We start from the raw sequence: 250 nt of genomic DNA, 5'->3' as shown, positions 1-250 counted from the left end.
AGTACGACAGGTCTCAGCGGCGCAGCAGGGTGATGCCGTCACGCTCGGCGATCTTCCGGTAGCCGTGGCGCGCCTGCGCGGCGGCCAGCTCGGCCTCCTGCTGCTCTGCGGGGTACGGCCAGTGGCCCGTCTTGTACGGCCAGGCCTCCGGGGCCCGCCGGTCGTGGACGATCCACTCGGCCGTGGGGGGCGGGAGGCGCTTCCTGTCGTACTCGTACAGCCTCCCCTCCACCGGGAAGGTCGGGAAGAC

General features: G+C 72.0%; 1 pseudogene. It reads right to left on the bottom strand.

From position 1 onward, the window contains the following. Positions 1-13: 13 nt before the first annotated feature. Positions 14-250 (bottom strand): annotated as a pseudogene (locus A4V12_RS24565) (DUF2079 domain-containing protein); the annotation flags it as partial.

The organism is Streptomyces noursei, assembly GCF_001646665.1.
Taxonomy (GTDB): Bacteria; Actinomycetota; Actinomycetes; order Streptomycetales; family Streptomycetaceae; genus Streptomyces; species Streptomyces lavendulocolor.
This window is presented reverse-complemented; position numbering and strand designations above follow the sequence as displayed.